This window comes from Streptococcus halitosis, assembly GCF_023147855.1.
In the GTDB taxonomy this organism is placed as follows: domain Bacteria; phylum Bacillota; class Bacilli; order Lactobacillales; family Streptococcaceae; genus Streptococcus; species Streptococcus halitosis_B.
Window position 1 is genome coordinate 445,621 of the sequence record NZ_JAHXOP010000001.1, and the last position, 14,658, is coordinate 460,278.

The 14,658-nt window shown below is 43.1% G+C and carries 15 protein-coding genes; 1 reads left to right on the forward strand and 14 read right to left on the reverse strand.

Annotated features, from left to right (window positions below):
• Position 1 precedes the first annotated feature (1 nt).
• The 14 genes from pepF to ybeY form a co-directional block, all read right to left on the reverse strand.
• Positions 2–1,804, reverse strand: coding sequence for an oligoendopeptidase F (gene pepF / locus KZX55_RS02185; protein WP_248023455.1), 1,803 nt, complete (start codon positions 1,802–1,804; stop codon positions 2–4).
• 18 nt (positions 1,805–1,822) lie between these two features.
• The gene (locus KZX55_RS02190) at positions 1,823–2,779 is read right to left on the reverse strand and encodes a competence protein CoiA (protein ID WP_248023457.1); all 957 of its coding nucleotides are present in this window, start codon (positions 2,777–2,779) and stop codon (positions 1,823–1,825) included.
• 76 nt (positions 2,780–2,855) lie between these two features.
• Complete coding sequence (locus KZX55_RS02195) at positions 2,856–4,004, reverse strand: DUF1887 family protein (protein ID WP_000202642.1); 1,149 nt, start codon at positions 4,002–4,004, stop codon at positions 2,856–2,858.
• A 177-nt stretch (positions 4,005–4,181) separates the two neighbouring features.
• Positions 4,182–5,042 (reverse strand): SAM-dependent methyltransferase TehB, encoded by an 861-nt coding sequence (gene tehB / locus KZX55_RS02200; RefSeq protein ID WP_248023459.1) that lies wholly within the window; start codon positions 5,040–5,042, stop codon positions 4,182–4,184.
• Between the two features lie 14 nt (positions 5,043–5,056).
• On the reverse strand, positions 5,057–5,524 hold the full coding sequence (gene smpB, locus KZX55_RS02205) for an SsrA-binding protein SmpB (RefSeq protein WP_001051742.1): 468 nt from the start codon (positions 5,522–5,524) through the stop codon (positions 5,057–5,059).
• Positions 5,487–7,841, reverse strand: a complete 2,355-nt coding sequence (gene rnr, locus KZX55_RS02210) for a ribonuclease R (RefSeq protein ID WP_248023466.1) — start codon at positions 7,839–7,841, stop codon at positions 5,487–5,489. The genes smpB and rnr overlap by 38 nt, the downstream gene beginning before the upstream one ends.
• A gap of 96 nt (positions 7,842–7,937) precedes the next feature.
• On the reverse strand, positions 7,938–8,171 hold the full coding sequence (secG, locus tag KZX55_RS02215) for a preprotein translocase subunit SecG (protein ID WP_000282517.1): 234 nt from the start codon (positions 8,169–8,171) through the stop codon (positions 7,938–7,940).
• A gap of 39 nt (positions 8,172–8,210) precedes the next feature.
• A complete protein-coding gene (gene rpmG / locus KZX55_RS02220) occupies positions 8,211–8,360 on the reverse strand; it encodes a 50S ribosomal protein L33 (protein WP_007519517.1) in 150 nt (49 codons plus the stop codon).
• Entirely contained in the window at positions 8,360–9,559 is a 1,200-nt protein-coding gene (locus tag KZX55_RS02225) for a multidrug efflux MFS transporter (RefSeq protein WP_248023488.1), read from the reverse strand. The genes rpmG and KZX55_RS02225 overlap by 1 nt, the downstream gene beginning before the upstream one ends.
• Positions 9,546–10,151 carry a dephospho-CoA kinase gene (gene coaE / locus KZX55_RS02230; protein WP_248023490.1) on the reverse strand — a complete coding sequence of 202 codons (606 nt, stop codon included), beginning with the start codon at positions 10,149–10,151 and terminating at the stop codon, positions 9,546–9,548. Before coaE ends, KZX55_RS02225 begins: the two co-directional genes overlap by 14 nt.
• On the reverse strand, positions 10,151–10,975 hold the full coding sequence (mutM, locus tag KZX55_RS02235) for a DNA-formamidopyrimidine glycosylase (protein ID WP_248023499.1): 825 nt from the start codon (positions 10,973–10,975) through the stop codon (positions 10,151–10,153). The genes coaE and mutM overlap by 1 nt, the downstream gene beginning before the upstream one ends.
• A 48-nt stretch (positions 10,976–11,023) precedes the next feature.
• Positions 11,024–11,923, reverse strand: coding sequence for a GTPase Era (era, locus tag KZX55_RS02240; RefSeq protein WP_248023508.1), 900 nt, complete (start codon positions 11,921–11,923; stop codon positions 11,024–11,026).
• Positions 11,924–11,939: 16 nt separating this feature from the next.
• Positions 11,940–12,335, reverse strand: a complete 396-nt coding sequence (locus tag KZX55_RS02245; RefSeq protein ID WP_248023510.1) for a diacylglycerol kinase family protein — start codon at positions 12,333–12,335, stop codon at positions 11,940–11,942.
• Positions 12,316–12,813, reverse strand: a complete 498-nt coding sequence (gene ybeY / locus KZX55_RS02250) for an rRNA maturation RNase YbeY (RefSeq protein ID WP_000275169.1) — start codon at positions 12,811–12,813, stop codon at positions 12,316–12,318. Before ybeY ends, KZX55_RS02245 begins: the two co-directional genes overlap by 20 nt.
• Before the next feature lie 104 nt (positions 12,814–12,917).
• On the opposite strand from ybeY, the gene pavA reads away from it, so the two are divergent.
• Positions 12,918–14,573: an Rqc2 family fibronectin-binding protein PavA gene (gene pavA, locus KZX55_RS02255; RefSeq protein ID WP_248023527.1), complete on the forward strand. Its 1,656-nt coding sequence runs from the start codon at positions 12,918–12,920 to the stop codon at positions 14,571–14,573.
• Positions 14,574–14,658: the final 85 nt, after the last annotated feature.

Here is a 14,658-nt window from a genome sequence, read left to right on the forward strand (position 1 = left end):
CTTAAGCTAGTCCCAATTTTTCAACAAGGGCTTCAAACTCGTTCAAGCGGCGTTCAAAGACTGCAAAGGCATCGTTGAGATAGTCTTCTTTTTCCATATCTACTCCCGCTTTTCTCATAACATTGAGCGGATAGTCAGACTTACCAGCCTTGAGGTAGTCGATATAGCGGTCACGATCTTCTTGACTACCATGGACAATCTTTTCAGCTAAGGCTGAAGCAGCTGCAAAACCAGTTGAATACTGATAAACATAGTAGTTATAGTAGAAGTGTGGAATGCGTGCCCACTCGTATTGGATCTGAGGATTGTCTTCCTTGCTGAGTCCATAGTACTCTTGGTTCAGGTCAGCGTAGAGCTTATTGAGGAAATCACTTGTCAAGACTTCTCCATTTTGGTCTGCTTGATGGATGGCGTGTTCAAACTCAGCGAATTGAGTTTGACGGAAGACTGTTCCACGGAAACCGTCCAAGAAGTTATTGAGAATAGCAAAGCGCGTTGCATCGTCTTCTACTTCTTCCAATAATTTCTCTGTCAAGATATTTTCATTGGTCGTTGAGGCAATCTCAGCCAAGAAGATAGAGTAATCTCCGTAAACATAAGGCTGAGTTTCACGAGTATAGCTAGAGTGCATACTGTGACCTGTTTCATGGACAAGGGTAAAGAGATTATCTAGATTGTCCTGCCAGTTGAGGAGCATGAAAGCATTGGTATCGTAAGAACCACCAGAGTAGGCACCAGAACGCTTGCCTTGATTTTCATAGACATCAATCCAACGCTCACTGAAGGCCCGTTTAACTCGACTCAAGTAGTCTTCACCCAAGACCGCCAAGGCTTCTTCTGCTTTCTTCAAGGCTTCCTCATAAGTAAAGCTGTATTCTACTGAAGATAGTGGTGTGTAGACATCGTACATCTTGAGATCAGAAATACCCAAGATTTTTGAACGAAGCTCGAGGTAACGATGCAAGAGTGGCAAGTGCTTGCGAACTGCTGCTACTAGATTATCGTAGACACTTTCTGGAACAAAGTTGGCAGCGAGGGCTGCATGGCGAGCGCTCTTATAGTTGCGAACTTTGGCACGGTAGTTTTGCACCTTAACATTTGTCTGCAAGGTCTTAGCGTAAGTGTGTTGGAATTGCTCATATGTCGCATAAAGGGCTTCATAGGCACCACGACGCACTTCACGGTTTTTAGACTCCATCAAACGGATGTAAGTACCGTGTGAAAGTTGCACTTCCTTGCCTTCGTCATCAAGCACGTATGGGAAGCTAATATCCGCATTGTCCAAAATAGCGAAGGTTTCACTAGCAGCGCCAAAGATTTCTCCTGCTCCAGCAAGTAATTCTTCCTCACGTTGCGAAAGAACATGGTCTTTCTTTTGCAAGAGTTTGTCAAAAAAGTGCTTGTAAACTTGGAGTTTTGGTTGAGCTTCTAGGAAGGCCGCATACTGCTCTTCGCCAATCTCCATAAACTCAGGTTCATAGAATGAAAAGGCTTGTTCTAACTGACTGTATAGGGTCATTGCCTTAGCATAGTACTCTTGATACTTGGCCTCACGCGTGTCCTGGTCATTTTTCATATGTGCATAGACATAAAGCTTTTCAACTTGGCGTTCCAAGTCAAGTGAGAATTCTGTGATCTCAAGCAAACTGTCTGCGCTATCCAAGAGATGCCCCTCATACTGGGACGCTGTTTGTACTTTTTCAGTTAAATCTTTCAAGGCTTCTTCCCAAGCCTGGTCTGTTGGGTAGATTGTCGAAAGATCCCATGTATCTTTTTCATTTATTTCATGTCGTTGTAATACCATAAGATTCCTCCATCCTTTCTATTTTACCACATTTTTTGAGAAATATAAGCGATAAAAGGCTGGCGGATAGAGCTTTTGGCGATTATTTTTCGGATTTTTTTGATAGTAAGCCTGAAAATTTCTATAATAGCTAGTCAAATCCGTTTCAATCTGCAAAAAATCACCTGATTCTATCGGCTTGACTTGAGGATACCAGTCGTCTAGTTGACGGTTTAATAGATTGTCTCCTCGATGATAGGCCTCTTCTTGCTTCTTCATCCAGTAAGGGGTTTGGTAGTACAACTGCTGGCGAATGTAGTGACAGATAGTGATATCTTGCACGACTGCAAAACGAGGTAGTTTTTGTTTTTGATAAGGAAATCGTAGAATTTCCAAGAGATTTCCTTTTCCATAGGGAAATTCTTTGACCTGAAAATGAAGCTTGCCACGTAGGTCCTGATGTAAAAGGTATTTCAGTCTCAAAATTTTCCTTTTGAGATCCAGTTCCCAAACAAAGAAACCCATATTTTGACTAAAATAGAGAAATCCCCTTTGCAGTTGTGTTAATCGCTCCTTTAACCAGAGTTTTTCTCCCAGTAGCCAGATAACCTGATAGCTCTGGCTACGGTATCCTTGGCTTCTATCGCCTAAAAGCTTTTGGGACAAGGGGCTACACTGAACCTCCAGAGCTAGTTTCTCATTGACGAGAACATCCGCAACCTGCTGGATCTCGGGCAGACTATATTCTAAAGCGACCTGACTATCTTTCTTGGCCCAGTGATAAAGGGCCTCTTTGTTGCCCAAGTGTTCTGGACTTTCATTTTCAAAAATAGCCATACAATCCCTTAACATTTCATGGGCAAAGTGCGTTCGAATACTCTGTCCTTGGCGTAACCGTAGTCCGCCTCCACAGGCTGGACAAGTATAAGCTTGCTTGGTCACATCTTTTTCGAGGGCATTCACCAAATTCCCCTTGGCATCTCTGGCTACAAACATGGTCTACCTCCTTTTCTCATTTATTCGAAAAAAAAGCAAAAAAGGCTGGAATTCCAGCCTTTCATGATATTATTTCTTATCTTTTTTGTCTCTTAGAATATTTTTTTAGCATGGGAATGAGATTGGGAATCTGCTCACTTCTAATGACCAGCACGCCGTATTCCTGGCAGCGATTGGCATAAACAGGATTGATTTTCCCCGTACAGACAATTAACTTGAGGCAACTCTCTCCAGCAAAATGATTGGCATAGACTTCTAGTTCATTGATGGCTTCGACTGATAAATCTGTCATCTTGCAGGAGATAAAGGTAATCGAGCGTCCTTTTCTTAGAATAACATCAATCTCATTTTGGACATTATCCGCCTCTGGAAAGATGCCATTCCAATCAATCTCACCGCCTATCATGCACTCATCAAACAGCTGAGATTCAAGCGCCAAGAGATAGAGATATACCTCTAAAATATGCCCCTTGTTGCGGCAAAAGACTTGAGCTTCTTGACTTGGAAAGCTGTAGCTTACTCGCTCTTTGTCCTCGCTTTCAATACGAATCATTCCAGCCTCCACTAGTAAGGGAATGAAGGATTCTGGATAGTGATAATACTTGCCGTTGTTTTCCAGTATTTTTTCGGTTTCAGCATACAGGTCATTGGTCTTAGCTAAAGAGAAAAATTGGGTCACTTGATACCAGTGGGCAGGATTAGCAATAGCAGAGCTGGCTAGCTTTTTGATGGCTGCAATTTGCTGAGCTGAGTGGATAGGACGTTTGGATTTGAGGATTTTTCCACCACGCAAGGCTATCAACTGTTGGATGCTTAGGGTAGGAATGTCCAAGTCTTCTTTTTCTAACTGACCGGCTACCCACTTGTATTGTTTTCCCCGCTCGACATCCATGGCAACGATGGGGAGGTGGCGGTCCAAGCCGTATTGATAGAGAGATAAGGCTAGTAGCGAATCCCCACCAAAAACATCAAGAAGAACCTGGTCATAGCCTGCTAGACAATAATCTAACTGATCAGACAGTTGTTCTAAGGATAACTGACGAAAGGTCACTCGTTGAATATGAGGCACCTCTTCCATGATAAACTGACGGAGAGAGAGTTTCTCTTCATTGCTTATTTTCGTCAAAGATAGAAAAAGAATCTCGTCACAATCACTGATAAAGGCTTGGTAGACATTCTTTTCCAATACATGCCGATCATACAATTCCACCAAAAGACTCGTCATTCGACCACCTCCATCATAAAGACTTTCTTGCGCTGAGAGTATCAGCAATACAGCCCAATTGCTCAGATTTCCTACTTCTAGTATAGCATAAAATCCTGCTCTCCCCAATCAACCAACGCAAACAAAAACGAATAGAGACCTTGCAAAGTGGTTTCTATTCGCTGGTATAGGTTTGATTTACTTGATTTTTTTAGCTAGCATAGTCGCAAAGCGTAATTGAATGCGATTGCCATTTTCATCACGACGGTGCAGATGTCCTGGGTTTTCATTATACTTGACCAATTCCCAATCCTTGTAGTAGTCCGCCAACTCCCCTTCTTTAAAGGTGAATGGGAAATTAACCGAGCAAGGATAATCCTCTGTATACATTGCACAGACGATAAGATTGTAACCACCGACTGTGGTGTGCTCCTGCATATTTTGGATAATAGCTGGAATGCGGTTCGCTTGTAGGAACATCAGAACAACTGTCGATACGATGAAATCATAGTCTTGGCTAATACTGGCTGAATTGATATCGTAAAGACCAACAGGCATATCCAGGTCTTCCTGCTCAACAATGCTTTGCAAGATTTCAAGGGACAATTCATTTTGATCCACAGCTGTCACATCAAAACCATTCTGTGCGAGAAAGAGAGAGTTACGCCCCTGACCACAGCCCAAATCCAAGGCTCTTCCTGGTTTCACCGTTTGCATAGCCTCTAGGACCTCTGAATGGACTGGATTGGTATTGTATTTCTTAGGGAAATAATCCTCAGGTTTACAATAAAATTCCAAGTACCATTCTACATCATCAGTGGCAGCCTCCACTCGGTGCCAGGCTTGCGGTTGTGCCATAGGACTGTCAGCTCCTGCCTCAAAGAGGTGCTCAGCTAGAACCTCACCATCTTCAGTCAACTCAATAAACTTGAGGGCTCCTTTTAGAACAGTAATTTTCCCCCAAGTCCCGACCTTGGTGTTGTGTTTCTGCTGGACAATTTCTGGCATGGTCTGTTTATTCCACAAGGGCATCCGTTTATAGGCAATTAGTTTTTCCATTTCACTTCCTCTTCTTAACGCTGGTTGACAGCTTTCATGACACGCGCGATGTCGCGGTTTTGTTCACGACGCTTGATTGACTCCCGTTTGTCATAGTCATGTTTCCCTTTTGCAAGTCCTAAAAGGAGTTTGGCGTAGCCATCTTTGATATAGACTTTAAGGGGAACAAGGGTCATCCCTGTTCCCTTGGTCTCTTGTTCCAATTTTTGAATTTGCTTCTTATGGAGCAGGAGTTTACGACGGCGTTCAGGTTCCTGGTTCCAGATATTGCCCTCTTCGTAAGGGGCGATATGAACATTGCTCAGCCAGACTTCCCCATTTTTTACTTGGGCAAAGCCGTCCTTGAGATTGATTCGAGCAGCTCGAACGCTCTTGATTTCAGTTCCGGTCAGGACCATTCCTGCCTCTAGCGTATCTACGATTGTATAGTCGTGGTGCGCTTTTTTATTTTGTGCGACGACCTTTCCCTCGCCCTTTGCCATGCTTGGCTCCTTTCTTTGCTACTTCTTTGTAAAAAGGTTTCTTGCCTTTTTTCTTTTTATCTTTTTGTGAATGCTTGTGCTTATCATTTGAGCGCCCTGATTTTCTCTTGTCTTCCTTCTTGTCTGAACGGCGATTTGAACCACGACCTCTGTCTTTGCGCCCAGCTTGTTTCAAGCCTTTTTCGATGACATCAAACTCACTTGGGATATAAGAGAAGTCAATCTCACCTGTCATCTTATCCACTCTTTCAACCCGAATGCGAATCTGCTGTCCTACACGGAAGGTTGTGCCTGATTTCTCCCCACGGAGTGTCAAGTCACGCTCGTTGAAATGATAAAATTCAGGCAAATTAGTAATGTGAATCAAGCCTTCAACTGTATTTGGCAATTCGACAAAGAGACCAAATTTAACGATACTTGATACAACAGCATCATACTCTTCACCAACGTATTCTTCCATGTACTCAGCTTTTTTCATGGCTTCGACTTCACGCTCTGCCTCGATGGCACGACGTTCACGGTTGGAAGACTGAGTTGCAATCTCTGGAATCACTCGTTCAAAATGCTCGGCTATTTCCTTAGAACGCCCATAATCCCGAATCATTCGATGGACAAGGAGGTCTGGATAACGGCGAATCGGACTGGTAAAATGAGTGTAATAGTCAGCTGCTAGTCCATAGTGACCGTGATTGTGCTCTGAATAGCGAGCTTGTTGCATGGATCGGAGAAGCATCATGGACAATACATCCGCATAGGGTTCTCCCTCAACAGCACGCATGATGTCTTGAAGCGCCTCCTGGCTCATCTCACTGGCAGTCCCATAAATCCGCAAACCAAAGCTCGAAGCATAATCAATAAACTTCTGAACTTTTTCAGCCTTGGGCTCCTCGTGAATCCGATAAATGAAAGGTAGGTCCAGTTTACTAAAGTGCTCGGCAACCGTTTCATTAGCAATCAACATGAAGGACTCAATCATCCGCTCAGCAACACCACGCTGACGAAGAACGATATCCACAGGCTTACCTTTTTTATCCACTAGAATCTTTGCTTCGCTGGTATCAAAGTTAAGGGCGCCACGCTTCTCACGCATGCTTTCTAAAGTTTCATGAAGCTTGGCCATGAGTTCGATACTAGGAACAATTTTCTTATACTCTTGTCTTTTTTCCTCGTCACCTGCTAGGATATCATTGACATCGCTATAGGTCATACGAAAGCTAGTCTTGATAACTGTTTGGGTAATGGTGTAATTAACCACACGACCGTGTTTATCAATTTCCATAATAGCAGACTGGGTCAAGCGATCTACTTGAGGATTGAGAGAGCAGATGCCGTTTGACAAACGCTCTGGAAGCATTGGCACCACTCGGTCTGTCACGTAGACAGAAGTCGCGCGGTTAAGAGCTTCCGTGTCAAGGGCAGAACCCTCGGTCACATAGTAGGAAACATCTGCGATGTGAACTCCGAGTTCTAGATTTCCATTTTTCAAAGTCTTGATGTGTACTGCGTCGTCCAAGTCCTTAGCATCCGCACCGTCAATGGTAAAGGTGATTTCATCTCTCAGGTCCAGACGACCTTCCATATCCTTTTGAGACGGAGCATCTGGCACACTTTCTGCCTCTTTGAGAACAGCTTCTGGAAATTCTGAGACAATATCCATGGACTCCAAGACTTCAAGGACATCAATTCCTGCATCTGTCGAGTGTCCCACCACATCGAGGACACTAGCGACAAAGAAATCATGTTTCTTACTTGGGTATTTATCGATAAAGACCTTGAGAACCTCTGTCCCTTCCAACTTGATAGCTGGTTTCTTCACATAAATGGGTTGGCTGATTTTCTGATTTTTTGAACGGATGTAGCCCGCATACTTGGGCTTTTCCTGATCCAAAACGATTTGACCGACAATGGTTGTCAGACTATGCTCTAGGATATCAATAATTTTGGCTTCTGCTGCAGTTTCCTTGTTGCGGTCAGCGATTTTCTTGATGACCACCTCAACGGTATCGCCATCAATAGCATAGTTGACATCGTTTTTTCCTACAAAAAGGTCGTCCTCTTCTCCTTCTAGACTGACAAAGCCAAAGCCGTTTTTATGGGCATGAAAAATCCCTTTGAGGGTAATTTCATGTTTCTTCTTTTGGTCCAGACATAAACTACCGTCATCTTCAAAACGAATCTGGTGCTTTCTTTCCATCAGAGACAGGGTTTTAATCAACTCACGGAAATCCTTGGATCCATCCTTTCCGAGAGCCTGAGCTAGGTCATTTACCGTCACTCGCCCCTTCTCTTGCAAATATTCTTTAATTTTATCTTTCATGTTTTCTTTCTAGATTTTTATAATTTCTTTTTGATTGATAACTTTAAAAGTGTCATTAAAAATAAAAATAGGCTAAGACCTAGTCTCGCCCATTTCTTATCTACTTGATAATACCGTCAATGCTAAGGCAATGGCTAGCCAGAAAAAGACTAAAATACCTGTCAAACGTTGCATCACAGCTTCAAAACCACGCGCTTTACTACGTTCAAACAAATCACCTGAGCTGGCATCAAATACATTGCTGGATTGGTTCTTAGTCGGTTGCATGAAAATCGCAATCACAATCACAACAGATAATACTAATAAAATGGTTAACAATAGGTTATACATATCAAACTCCTTAAAATCCCTATTATTTTACCATAAAATCTACTTAGATTCAAGATGTAGGGTTACTTTTCTTTCCTTGGGACAATACTTTAAAACCTCAATCTTGTCAGGATGAGTTTTGGAGTTCTTACTGGTTAGATAATTCATGCTGCCACAAGAGGAGCACTTGAGATTGATTTTTACTCGCACTAGATTTCCTTTACTTTTAATAACGATCTAAATTGCACTAAGTTACATAAACAACTAAAAGCTACACAGGCTGCTGTCGCATAAAAGACAGCATGGTAGCCCAAATATCCTGCAACTACGGATCCCGCCATAGGTCCGATCACTCCACCAAGGTAAAAAAAGACTTGGTTGAAGGCGAAGATCCTTGAAATACCTGATTTGGGAGTCATTTTGCTGAGAAGGGCATTGACTCCCGGTATGAGAGCTCCCGTTCCCAAACCAAAGAGAAAACGATACAAGCCAAGTTGAAGGGGGCTGGTTGCATGGGCACAAAGAAGGTAAATGATGACGGAATAAATCTGCGCCGCGACCAACAATCTATGATTCCCTACCTTATCGCCAAGTTTTCCTAGAATTCCAGCACTCATCATGCTAGAAAATCCCATGCTGGATACGATTAATCCTGATACAAAGAGGAGATTCTCAGTCTGCCCTAAGTCCCGCACATAGAGAGCTAGAATGGGGCCAATTGATTGAGCTGAAAATTGAATGACAAAACTCGTCAAAAATAGGTTTACTAAGAGTCTAGGATACTTGAAAGAAGAAAATAATTCTTTCGTTGGGATAGCCTTCTCCTTAGCCACTGGCTGAAAATCTTCCTTGATAAAGAAAATAGTTAGGATTGCAGCTAAAAATAAGAAAGCGCCTACCAATAAAAAGACATTGCGAATGCCAAAAATTTCAGCAATAAAGCCTCCAACAAAGGGGCCCGTCAGTGTTCCTGCAACAACACCTGTAGATAGAGTCCCCAGAGCCGCTCCCGACTTATCTTTCGGTACCTGACTAGCAATCAAGGCCGTTGCATTGGGGACAAAACCAGTAAATACACCATTGAGCAAGCGCAGAAAGAGTAGCCAATAGATATTTGGCACGAAGGCCAAACCTCCCATAGTGATGGTCATGGCAAGCCCAGCTCGAATCATCATGGGCTTTCGACCGTACTTGTCAGCAAGAATACCCCAGATAGGAGAAACTAGAGCTGCTGAAACAGCCGAAACTGAGATAGCTAATCCAGCATAGAAAGCAACTTGGTCTCCTTCAATTCCCAACTGCTCTACAAAGATAGGCATGAAAGGGACAACCAAGGAAATACTGGCTCCCGTTAGAAAACTACCGAACCAGGCGACACGAAGATTCTCTTTCCAACTAATCTCTTGCACAGCTATCGCCTCCTTCAAGTAACTTCACTACTTGACCCACAAGCTGATCGCGACTGCCATTATTATCTAATATATGGCTCGCCAATTTTTTCTTTTCTTCTAAAGACCACTGGGCAGCCAAACGGGACTCAGCTACTTCCTTAGAAAGATGATCTCGTTTCATGAAACGATCCACCTGAACATCACGGTCCACATAGACCAGCCATGTTTCATCAAACCAATTGGCGTAGTCCTGTTCAAAAAGCAGGGGAATATCCATGAAAAAAACCGTTTCTGTCTGGGCTAACTGTTCTCTCAGTGCAGCCAATTCCTCACGAATAATCTCTCCTTGAGTTATCCTAGACCATTCACGTTCTTCAGGATTTGAAAAGATGAGACTAGCTAGGAGAGAGCGATTGAGTTCTCCATTTTCAAGGATGATTTCCTGCCCAAAGTGCTGAACTAAGAGCTGATAAAGACAACCACCAGGTTTTTGTAGCTGGTGGACGACTGCGTCAGCATCCACCACTTGAAAGCCTTTTTCTCTTAGGAAATTTGTCACAGTTGACTTACCAGAAGCAATTCCTCCTGTAATTCCAATGATTTTTCCCATCAGCCCCTCCTTTGACACTGAGGACAAAAATGAGTTCCCCGTCCACCGAGCTGGAATTTCTCAATCACTGTCCCACAGCGCGAACATGCTTGTCCAGTCTTATCATAGACCTGATGGAAGTCCTGCATGGTTCCGTCTTCCCCAAAGGCATTGGTATAGGTCCGAATGGTGGAACCGCCCTTTTCGACTGCCTGTCCCAAAACAGCAATGGTCTGGTCATGAATCGCTGACGCTTCTTCTGCCGTCAAAGTCTGGGAAGGTCTAGCTGGATGGACCTGAGCTCGCCAGAGGACCTCATCCACATAGATATTGCCAAGGCCAGCTACCAAGGTTTGGTCTAGGAGATGGGATTTGATAGGCTTTTTAGACTTGACTAGGGCAGCTTGAAAGACCTGCAAATCAAAGTCCTGCTCTCTTGGCTCAGGCCCTAGTTTTTTGGAAACAAAGTAGGCATCCAAAAGGTCTGGCGCCAAGAGTTCCATGGTACCAAACTTGCGTACGTCCTCATATACAAGAGTGCCACCATCTTCGAACTCAATGAAAACATGGGCATGCTTGCGTTCAGGAACATGGTTCGGATAGTAAAAATACTTTCCCTCCATCCGCAGATGTGAAATCAAGACCTTGTCTGTCAGATAGAAAAGTAAATATTTGCCACGACGTCCCATTGACTCAACAACTTGACCAGGCAATTCCCTTTGAAACTCTTCCAAATCTGTCTTAATCATCTTGGGATAACGAATCTCTAGGCTAGAAATCTTCTTTCCCAAAATCAATTTTTCTAAGCCACGACGAACCGTTTCAACCTCAGGTAGTTCAGGCATAAATCCTCCTTCTGTAAAAACAAGAAGCAGGCATGAGCCCACCTCTACTTAGTATTCTTTTTCATTATAGCCAAAGTCAGCCAAATCTAGCTTTTTATCACGCCAGTTTTTCTTGACCTTGACCCAAGTTTCTAGGAAAACCTTGTCCCCTAGCATGAGTTCGATATCACGACGGGCCATGGTCCCAATTTTCTTGAGCATAGCCCCACCTTTTCCGATGATAATGCCTTTTTGGCTATCACGCTCCACCATGATGGTTGCACGGATGTGAACCTTGTCAGACTCCTCATCACGCTTCATAGAGTCAACCACTACGGCAACTGAGTGAGGGATTTCTTCACGTGTCAAATGGAGAACCTTCTCACGAATCATTTCTGAAACCAAGAAACGCTCAGGGTGGTCTGTGATTTGATCAGATGGGAAATACTGGAAACCTTCCTCCAGATTTTCACTCAAAATATCGATTAATCGAGAAACGTTATTTCCCTGAAGAGCTGAGATAGGAACAATTTCCTTGAAGTCCATCTGGTTACGGAAGTCATCAATTTGAGCCAGAAGTTGGTCTGGATGAACCTTGTCAATCTTATTCACCACCAGAATCACAGGAACCTTGGCGGCTTTCAGACGCTCAATAATCATGTCGTCACCCTTACCACGTGGCTCATCAGCTGGCACCATGAAGAGAACAGTATCCACTTCTCGCAGAGTACTGTAGGCAGATTCCACCATGAAATCCCCAAGAGCTGTTTTAGGCTTGTGAATCCCTGGTGTGTCGATAAAGACGATTTGCTCCTTATCTGTGGTGTAAATCCCCATGATTTTATTGCGCGTTGTCTGCGCCTTGTCACTCATGATGGCAATCTTTTGCCCCATAACGTGATTTAAAAAAGTTGACTTCCCAACATTGGGACGCCCTAAAATGGCTACAAAGCCTGATTTAAATGTCATAATTTCCTCTTATAGTTTAAAATAGTATATCCCAAATGCGTGGGAGAAAGATAAGTGCACCTGTCACTGCAGCAAAAAGAGAGACAACTAGCACGGCTCCTGCTGCCATGTCCTTGGCTTTCTTCGCTAACATAGAAAAGTGATAGTGACTGGCTAGATCCACCACATTTTCGATAGCAGAGTTAATAATTTCAAAGGCTACTACCAAGAAAATGCTCATTAGGAGAAAGAGCCATTCGATTCGTGACACCTGAAAAACAAAACCTGCAAAGATAACTACTAGAGCCGTCACTGCATGTTTTCGCATATTGCGTTCTTCCTTGATGGCAGTCAGAATTCCTGTAAGAGCAAATTCTAAACTAGATACCAGGTCACGATTTTTCCATTTTCGTTTATTGTCTTGTGAGTCCATAGGCTGTCAAAATTTCTTCTTGTAAACCGAACATCTCCGCTTCTTCTTCCGGAGTGTAGTGATCATAGCCGTTAATGTGTAAAAAGCCGTGTACTGCCAAGAAACCCATCTCACGCTCAAAGCTGTGACCGTATTCCTCAGCCTGCTCATGCGCTTTATCGATAGAGATAAAAAGCTCCCCAATGTAGGCATCAAACTCAGACATCATCTCTGCTAATTCAGGATTTTCAAGCAAATCTTCTTCATCAAAGGCAATGTCCAACTCTGGTTTATACTCAAGGCTGATGACATCTGTCGGACGGTCCGTGTCACGGTACTCGAGGTTGAGTTCGTGGCTACGCTCGTTGGTCACAAAAGTAACTGCCATCTCCTTGTCTTCTTTTCCTATTTTTTGGGCAGCAAATTCCAAAATTTCTTGGGTTTGTTGCAAGATTTCTTGTGAAACTTGACCAGTTTCATCTACCATTTCAATATACATGTACTTCTCGATTCTCTTTACTTGGCTTTATTATACCATATTTCCATGATTTTATTCTACCTTTTTGATATAATACTATGGAATACAATCACAAGGAGAGAACGATGTCATTTGACGGATTTTTTTTACACCACATGGTTGAGGAATTGCGAAGCGAGTTGGTCAATGGTCGCATTCAGAAAATCAATCAGCCTTTTGAACAAGAGTTGGTCTTGCAAATCCGCAGCAATCGCCAAAGTCATCGCCTGCTCCTTTCTGCCCATCCCGTTTTTGGTCGTATCCAGCTGACCCAAACGACTTTTGAAAATCCAGCCCAACCTTCTACTTTTATCATGGTTTTGAGAAAGTATTTGCAGGGTGCCCTAATTGAGTCGATTGAACAAGTGGAAAACGACCGTATCGTGGAAATTACAGTTTCCAATAAAAATGAGATTGGGGACCATATTCAGGCTACTTTGATTATCGAGATCATGGGCAAACACAGCAATATTCTCCTCGTGGATAAAAGCAGCCATAAAATCCTCGAAGTTATCAAACACGTTGGCTTTTCACAAAATAGCTACCGCACCTTACTTCCAGGTTCAACCTATATTGCTCCGCCTAGTACCGAATCTCTCAATCCTTATACTGTCAAGGATGAAAAGCTCTTTGAAATTCTGCAAACCCAAGAACTAACAGCAAAAAATCTTCAAAGCCTCTTTCAAGGTTTAGGACGCGATACAGCAAATGAATTGGAAAACATTCTTGTCAGTGATAAACTGTCTACTTTCCGTAACTTTTTCAGTCAAAAAACCAAGCCATGCTTAACAGAGACTTCCTTCAGTCCAGTTCCTTTTGCGAATCGTGTAGGAGAGCCTTTTGCCAGTCTTTCGGATCTCTTAGATACCTATTATAAGGATAAGGCCGAGCGCGACCGCGTTAAACAGCAAGCCAGTGAACTCATTCGTCGTGTTGAAAATGAGCTTCAAAAAAATCGCCATAAGCTTAAAAAACAAGAAAAAGAGTTACTAGCGACAGACAATGCTGAGGAATTTCGCCAAAAAGGAGAATTGTTGACAACCTTCCTCCACCAAGTTCCGAATGACCAAGACCAGGTAGTCTTGGATAATTACTACACGAATCAGCCTATCACCATTGCTCTTGATAAGGCACTAACTCCCAGCCAGAATGCCCAACGCTACTTTAAACGCTATCAGAAACTTAAAGAAGCTGTCAAATACTTGACTGAGCTGATTGAGAAAACCAAGGCAACCATTCTCTATTTGGAAAGCGTCGAAACGGTTCTCAACCAAGCTGGGCTGGAAGAAATTGCTGAAATCCGTGAAGAATTGATCCAAACAGGCTTCATTAGAAGACGCCAACGCGAGAAAATTCAGAAACGCAAAAAACCAGAACAGTATCTGGCGAGTGATGGCAAAACTATCATCTATGTCGGTCGAAACAATCTTCAAAATGAGGAATTGACCTTTAAAATGGCCCGCAAGGAGGAACTTTGGTTCCATGCCAAGGACATTCCTGGAAGTCATGTCGTCATCTCAGGAAATCTCAATCCTTCTGACGAAGTCAAGACAGACGCAGCAGAGTTAGCTGCCTACTTCTCCAAAGGGCGCCTGTCAAATCTCGTGCAAGTGGATATGATTGAAGTGAAAAAACTCAACAAACCAACTGGTGGCAAACCCGGTTTTGTAACCTACACAGGACAAAAGACCCTCCGCGTTACACCAGACCCAGAAAAAATCGCATCTATGAAAAAATCCTGATTTCAAGTGAATTCAGGATTTTCTTTTACATTTTACTCTGCAATCAAGGTTTCCAAACCAACCTTCATCATATCGGTGAAGGTGT